At 76.0% G+C, this 7,340-nt stretch carries 4 protein-coding genes and 2 pseudogenes; 2 read left to right on the top strand and 4 right to left on the bottom strand.

The genetic code is table 11. The annotated features are described in order from the left end of the window. From PV343_RS40050 to PV343_RS40035, 4 genes and pseudogenes are all read right to left on the bottom strand, one after another. A pseudogene (locus PV343_RS40050) lies at positions 1-521 on the bottom strand (hypothetical protein); the annotation flags it as partial. A gap of 152 nt (positions 522-673) precedes the next feature. Then, positions 674-1,870 (bottom strand): VWA domain-containing protein, encoded by a 1,197-nt coding sequence (locus tag PV343_RS40045; RefSeq protein ID WP_415923545.1) that lies wholly within the window; start codon positions 1,868-1,870, stop codon positions 674-676. After that, positions 1,867-4,377: a DUF5682 family protein gene (locus tag PV343_RS40040; RefSeq protein WP_319151981.1), complete on the bottom strand. Its 2,511-nt coding sequence runs from the start codon at positions 4,375-4,377 to the stop codon at positions 1,867-1,869. Before PV343_RS40040 ends, PV343_RS40045 begins: the two co-directional genes overlap by 4 nt. After that, positions 4,374-5,513, bottom strand: coding sequence for an ATP-binding protein (locus tag PV343_RS40035; RefSeq protein ID WP_319151980.1), 1,140 nt, complete (start codon positions 5,511-5,513; stop codon positions 4,374-4,376). Before PV343_RS40035 ends, PV343_RS40040 begins: the two co-directional genes overlap by 4 nt. Positions 5,514-5,645: 132 nt before the next feature. On the opposite strand from PV343_RS40035, the gene PV343_RS40030 reads away from it, so the two are divergent. Together PV343_RS40030 and PV343_RS40025 are read left to right on the top strand one after the other, a co-directional pair. Further along, positions 5,646-7,007 (top strand): SWIM zinc finger family protein, encoded by a 1,362-nt coding sequence (locus tag PV343_RS40030; protein ID WP_319151979.1) that lies wholly within the window; start codon positions 5,646-5,648, stop codon positions 7,005-7,007. A 130-nt stretch (positions 7,008-7,137) separates the two neighbouring features. Further along, a pseudogene (locus tag PV343_RS40025) lies at positions 7,138-7,340 on the top strand (hypothetical protein); the annotation flags it as partial.

The raw sequence follows: 7,340 nt of genomic DNA, 5'->3' as shown, positions 1-7,340 counted from the left end.
GACGGGTGCGCTCCCACGGCCGTACGGGCCCCGGTGCGCACCCGGTGCTCCGGGCCGGCCGCCGCTGCCGTGCCGCCGTTCCGGCCCGGCCGGGACGCGGGAGCCGCCGGAGCGTCGGGCGCCGGCGACGGCCGCGCCGGACGCCCGGTGCCTTCGGGAACCTCCGGCAGAGGCGCGGACGGCGGACGGGGGGCCGGCTCAGGCGTGGCGGGCGGGGTCGGCAGATGCGGCAGCGTCGGCAGATGCGTGGTCGGCAGGGCCGGGACATGCGGCGGCCTCGGCAGGGCCGGCAGGTGCGGCACGGTCGGCAGGTGCACGGTCGGCGCGGGCGGGAGAGTCGGCAGGTGCACCGGGGGAACGGCGGGCAGGGCAGGCACCTCGGTACGCCCGGTGACAGCCGTCGGCGCTCCCTCGGCCGCGTGGGCCTGCTCCCCGCAGAGGAACCCGAGGACGAACAACCCGCTGACCAGGAGACCCAGTTGCAGCGCGCGGCGGCCGGCCGCCGTACGCAGCACGCGCACAGCGGTACCGAACGGAGCGGCTGGCAGGGGCAAGAGGTGGACGCTTCCTCGGATCGGCACGATGAGGCGGCGTCGATCCTCGCACGTTCCGCCCGAGGTAGCGCAAGCCCCGTGTTACCGATGGGTAGTCATGTCCCTTTCGCCGCCCGGCGTCACGCGGTGTCCGGTATCGGCAGGGGCCGCTTCTCGATCGCCGCCGCCATCACCTCCGGGAACAGATCGGGGGTGCAGGCGAACGCCGGGGCGCCGAGCGCACCGAGCGCCGCCGCGTGCTCGCGGTCGTAGGCGGGCGCGCCCTCGTCCGACAGCGCGAGCAGGGCGACGAACTGCACTCCGGACGCCTTCATCGCCGCGACCCGCTTCAGCATCTCGTCGCGGATGCCTCCCTCGTAGAGGTCGCTGATCAGCACGACCACCGTCTCGGCGGGCCGGGTGATCTGCGACTGGCAGTAGGCGAGGGCGCGGTTGATGTCCGTACCGCCGCCGAGCTGGGTGCCGAAGAGGACGTCGACCGGGTCGTCGAGCTGGTCGGTGAGATCCACCACGGCCGTGTCGAAGACGACCAGCCGGGTGCTGATCGACCGCATGGAGGCGAGCACCGCCCCGAACACCGACGCGTAGACCACGGACGCCGCCATCGACCCGGACTGGTCGATGCAGAGGACGACCTCCTTCTTCACCGACCGGGCGGCCCGCCCGTACCCGATGAGCCGTTCGGGCACGACCGTGCGGTACTCGGGCAGGTAGTGCTTGAGGTTGGCCGCGACGGTGCGGTTCCAGTCGATGTCGTGGTGGCGGGGCCTGCTGATGCGCGCGCTGCGGTCCAGGGCGCCGGTGAGGGTGGCCCGGGTACGGCCGGCCAGCCGCTTCTCCAGGTCCTCGACCACCTTGCGCACCACCGTCCGCGCCGTCTCCTTCGTCGTCTCGGGCATCGCCTTGTTCAGCGAGAGCAGCGTGCCGACCAGGTGCACGTCGGCCTCGACCGCCTCCAGCATCTCCGGCTCCAGCAGCAGCGAGGCGAGGCCGAGCCGGTCGATGGCGTCGCGCTGCATGACCTGGACGACGGAGGAGGGGAAGTAGGTGCGGATGTCCCCGAGCCAGCGCGCCACGGACGGCGCCGAGGCGCCCAGGCCCGCCGCGCGGTCCCGGCCCGGCTGCGGCTTGTCGCCCTTGCCGTAGAGCGCGGCGAGGGTGCCGTCCATCGCCGCGTCGCGGCCCGACAGCGCGCATCCGGTGCCGTCGGCCTGGTCGCCGCCGAGCACCAGCCGCCAGCGGCGCAGCCGCTCACGCGCCGGGTCGCCGCCGGCCGCCCCGGCCGCCGCGTCCGGCATCGTCGCTCCGGTCGTCATCCGCCCACCCCCACGAGACTTTCGGCTTCGGTCGTCCGCTGCGCCCGCCCGTGTTCCTCCTCCGGGTCCGGGCCGAGGAGCAGCCGCAGGACCGGCAGGACGGCGTCGGCCCGCTCGGCGTCCGGTTCGGCGGCGAAGCCCGGTGTGCCGACCGCCCGGGAGGCCGGGACGGCGGGCCCGTCCGTGCCGCGCCGCACGAGTTCGCCGAGGGTTCTGCGTACGGCGGGCTCGTACGCGGAGAACGTGCGCCGCAGCAGGGGGAGCACGTCCGTGAACGCCTCGGCGGGCACCCCTGTCAGCCAGGTGTCGACCAGCGTGAGCAGCCGGTCGTCGTGGACCAGCAGCATGCCGCCCCCGCCGCCGACGAAGCCCTCGATCCACGCGGCCGCGTCGGCCGGCGGTGTCCCGGGCGACAGGACCAGTCCCATCAGCCGGGCCGCCTCCCCCGGTCCCAGCTCGCCGTCGTCGAGCAGCAGGCGTACGGCCCGTCCCCTGACCACACCGGGCACGGTGTCCCGCAGGGCCAGCGTCCGCAGCACGGAGCGCCAGCGGGCGCGCAGGTCCGCGTGTCCGGTGCCCGGCGCACCGGTCGGCGTCTCGGCCAGGAGACCGACCGCGCCGTGCACGGCGTCGACATGGCCGCGCATCTCCTCCGCCGCGTCCGTGTCCAGGGCGGCGCAGGCGGGCGGGAGGCCGACGAAGATCCGCTCGGCCAGGCCGGCCGCGACGCCCGCCAGGGCCCCGGTGTCGGTGCCGCGCACGTCGCCGTAGCGCAGGGAGCGGACCAGGGCGGGCAGCGCCTGGGCCAGATGGCCGACGTCCGTGTCCAGGGCGGCACGGTCGGCGAGCACCCGCATCACCACGGGCAGCGCGTCCGGCAGCCCGGCGAGCAGGCAGTGCTCGGCGAGCGCGGTGACGTCGGCGAGGGCCCGGGCCGCCGTCGCGTCCGCCTCGGCCCGGGACGTGGCCGCCGCGAGCACCGTCGTCCCCCATACGCCGGCCTCGGCGACCCGCACCGACAGCTCCGGCTCCCAGCGCAGCCGCCAGGTCTCCCGGAACGTGCCGGTGCTCCCCCGCGACCGGGCCGGCTCGCCCCAGTCGACGCCTAGCAGCCGCAGCCGGTGCAGCAGTCTGCTGCGGCCGGCGTCGGTCTCCCCCCGCAGGTCGAGTTCCAGCTCGCGCTCCAGTGCCTCCGGCCGCAGCCGCAGCCGGCGCTGCTCGCGGGCCAGGTCGCGCTGCAACGGCACCGCGGGCGCCGCCTGCGGCACCTCCCCCAGCACGTCACCGACCACCAGCCGGTCGTGCACCAGCGCCAGCGGGACGTCCGAGCCGTCGCACATCACCGCCCGCACCGCTTCGGTGGTCTCGCTCAGGCCGGGCAGCGGCCGGCCGCGCATGGCGGCCAGGGTCTCCGCGAGCCGCACCGCCTCGATGACGTGGGCGGAGGAGACGATGCGGTCCTCCTCGCGCAGCAGCCCCGCCACTCTGGTCAGCCATCTCTCGACCGGCCTGTCCCGGGCCCGGAACAGGTGCCCGTACCAGCCCGGCGAGTCGATCCCGGCGCCGTACCCGCTCGCCCTGGCGAGCCTGCGGTGGGTCCACGGCACCCAGGTCAGGTCGGTCTTGACCTTGGGCAGGCCCTTCAGCAGTGCCCGGTCCGCGGTGACGGCGGTCCTCTCGCGCAGCGCGGGCACGTGCCACGCCCCGCAGACCACGGCCACCGCGTCCCCGAACTCCTTGCGCGCGGCCCGCACCTTGAGCCGCATGTGGGCCTCGCGCACCAGGTCGCGGGGCCGGCCGGCGGCGCCGTACCGCTCCCGCAGCGCCGTCATGGCCTCCTCCAGCGCGGTGAACGGCGCGAACGGGTCCCGCAGGCCGGGGCCACGGTGCTCGACGACGTCCTCCCACCAGCGCTCGGGGTCGTCGTGTCCCGCGGTCTCGGCGAGCACGGCGAGCGGGTCGACCCGCAGGTCCCGCTCGCGGCCGTCCTCCTCCCGGGGACCGGGCTCCTCCTCGCCGCCCGGCTCCTCCTGGGCGCCTGTCCCGGCGGCCGTGTCGCCGCCGGCGTCGGTGCCGTGCGGTGTGTCGGTCCCGGGGTCCCACGCCAGGGTGTGGGTGGCGGGCAGGTCGACGAAGCGGGCCGGGACGCCCTGTTCGAGGGCCCAGCGGATCGCCACCCACTCGGGGCTGAACTCGGCCAGCGGCCAGAAGGCGGAGCGGCCGGGCTCGTCCACGGCATGGGCGAGCAGCGCCACGGGAGGCCGCATCTCCGGGTCGGCGGCCAGCGGGACGAGCGGGTCGGCCTCGGGCGGGCCTTCGATCAGCACCACGTCGGGCCGGGCGGCTTCCAGGGCGGCCCGTACGGCGCGCGCGGAGCCGGGCCCGTGGTGCCGTACCCCGAGCAGCAGCGGCCCGCGGGCGTACGCCTTGCCCCAGGTGGAGTTGTCGCCCGTCGGCTCGACGGGCCCGCGGGCGTACTCCCTGCCCCAGGTGGAGTCGTCGCTCATCGGCTCACCTCGCGGCAGGCCCGGTAGAAGTCCTTCCAGCCGTCGCGCTCGCGCACGACGGTCTCCAGGTACTCCTGCCAGATCACGCGGTCGGCCGCCGGGTCCCGGACCACCGCGCCGAGGATGCCGGCGGCCACGTCCGCCGGGCGCAGGACGCCGTCGCCGAAGTGGGCGGCCAGGGCGAGGCCGTTGGTGACGACGGAGATCGCCTCGGCGGTGGACAGCGTGCCGCTCGGCGACTTCACCTTCGTCCGGCCGTCGGCGGTGGTGCCGTCGCGCAGCTCTCGGAAGACGGTCACCACCCGGCGGATCTCGTCGATCCCCTCCGGCACGGCCGGCAGGTCCAGGGACCGGCCGATCTGCTCGACGCGCCGGGTGACGATGTCGACCTCGGCGTCGGGGCTCTCCGGCAGCGGCAGCACCACGGTGTTGAAGCGGCGGCGCAGCGCGCTGGAGAGGTCGTTGACGCCGCGGTCGCGGTCGTTGGCGGTGGCGATGAGGTTGAACCCCCGGACCGCCTGCACCTCCTGGCCCAGTTCCGGGATGGGCAGGGTCTTCTCGGACAGGATGGTGATCAGCGTGTCCTGCACGTCGGCCGGGATGCGGGTCAGCTCCTCCACCCGGGCCGTCATGCCCTCCGACATGGCCCGCATGACGGGGCTGGGCACCAGGGCGTCGCGGCTGGGCCCGTGCGCGAGCAGCCGCGCGTAGTTCCAGCCGTACCGGATCGCCTCCTCCGGGGTGCCCGCGGTGCCCTGGACCAGCAGGGTCGAGTCGCCGCTGACGGCGGCCGCCAGGTGCTCCGACACCCAGGTCTTGGCCGTGCCGGGCACGCCGAGCAGGAGCAGGGCGCGGTCGGTGGCGAGGGTGGTGACGGCGACCTCGACGATGCGGCGCGGGCCCACGTACTTCGGGGTGATCACGGTGCCGTCCGGCAGGGTGCCGCCGAGCAGGTAGGTCGCCACCGCCCACGGCGACAGTCTCCAGAGGGCCGGGCGCGGGCGGTCGTCCTGGGCGGCCAGCGCGGCGAGTTCGGCCGCGAAGGCGTGCTCGGCGTGCGGGCGCAGTGCCTGAGCGGCCGTGCTCCCGCTCTTTTCGACGGAGTTCGGTTCCACGGATTCCATGGACACAGACATGGCTGAGGCCCCCTCCAGCTCGGCCGGTGGTCATCTGGCATCCACCGTGCACCACGCCACTGACAATCGCCCTGACCTGCACAAACACTCCGCCAGGGCCGATTGTCAGTGGCGGGACCTACCGTCGGTGGCATGACTGAGCAGGGGGTGCGCTGGACCACTGAGCAGGTGCTGGCACTGGCGCCTGACGCCGCGTCACGCAAAGCGGGGAGCAAGCTGGGCACGGCCGGGCCGTGGTCCGAGGCCGGCAGCGGAGAGGGGACGGTGTGGGGTCTGTGCAAGGGCAGTGGCAGCAAGCCGTACCAGACGGTGGTGGACCTCGCGGGCACGGCCGGGCCCGCCTACAAGTGCAGTTGTCCGAGCCGGAAGTTCCCGTGCAAGCACGCGCTGGGACTGCTGCTGCTGTGGGCGGAGCCCGGGGGCGCGGTCGCCCCGGTGGCCGAGCCGCCGGAGTGGGCCGAGCAGTGGTTGTCGGGCAGGCGCGGGCGCGCGGAGAGCAAACGGAGCGAGGGTGGCGGGAGTTCCGCCACCGGGTCGGCTGATCCGGAGGCGGCGCGGCGGCGGGCGGAGCGCCGGGCCGAGCGGGTCACGGCGGGCGCGACCGAGCTGGAGCGGCGCCTGTCCGACCTGTTGCGGGCCGGCCTGGCCTCGGCCGAGCAGGCGGGGTACGGCCTGTGGGACGAGACTGCGGCCCGCATGGTCGACGCACAGGCACCGGGACTGGCCGCCCGGGTGAGGGAGTTGGGGGCGATACCCGGTTCCGGGCCCGGCTGGCCGGCCCGGCTGCTGGAGGAGTGCGCCCTGCTGCACCTCCTGGACCAGGGCTGGTTGCGGCGCGACCGGCTGCCGGACGGCCTCGCGGCCACCGTCCGCTCCCGGCTCGGCCTGCCCGCGTCGGCGGACGGCCCGCCGGTGCGCGACCGCTGGCTGGTCCTCGCCCAGTACGACGCCGTGGACCCGAAACTGACGACGCGCCGGATCTGGCTGCACGGCGCCGAGTCGGGCCACACCCGGCTGCTCCTGTCCTACGGCGCGGCGGGCCGGGCCCCGGAGCTGTCGCTGCCGGTCGGGCTGGCGATGGAGGCCGACCTGACCGGGTTCCCGGGCGCCGGACAGGCCCGGGCGGCGCTGGGCGAGCGGTACGCCCCGCCCGCACCGGCCGATCTGCGCCCGCCGGGTGTGACCACGGCCGAGGCCGCGGCCCGCTACGGCGAGGCGCTGTGCGCGGACCCCTGGCTGGACTCGGTCCCGGTCACCCTGGACCGCGTCGTCCCGGCACCCGGCCCGGAGCCGGGTTCCTGGCAACTGGCCGACGCGGAGGCGGACTCGGCGCTCCCGATCGTCGCCGCCGCCCCTTCCCGAGCGGGCCTGTGGCGGCTGGTCGCCCTCTCGGGCGGCGCCCCCGTCAAGGTCTTCGGCGAGTGCGGCCACCGCGGCTTCACCCCGCTGACGGCCTGGCCGGAGGGGCCGGGCGAGCCGGTGGCGCTGTGCTGACGGCGCCGGGACGGCCGCGAGCAGAGGCGGAGGGCGGCCGCACCGCGCGGAGGAACGCGGCGGAAGCGGCGCCGGGAAAGCGACGGCACGACGAAGACGGCATGGAAGACGGCATGAGGGAGGAGAGGGCATGACGGAAGAGGGCGGCATGAACGGGAGCTCGACCGCCGGGGGCGCCCCGGCACCCGCGAGCCCCTGGGAGGACCTCGTCACCACGGCCCTCCTCGGCACCGACCGGCGGCCCCCGGCGGTGGCGCCCGGCGGGCAGGCCCCGGCGGCGCTGCTGGACGCCGCCGCCGTGGCCACCGTGCGGCGGCGGGCCGGGCTGCGCCC

This window comes from Streptomyces sp. WI03-4A, from assembly GCF_033792105.1.
Classification (GTDB): Bacteria; Actinomycetota; Actinomycetes; order Streptomycetales; family Streptomycetaceae; genus Streptomyces; species Streptomyces collinus_A.
This window is presented reverse-complemented; position numbering and strand designations above follow the sequence as displayed.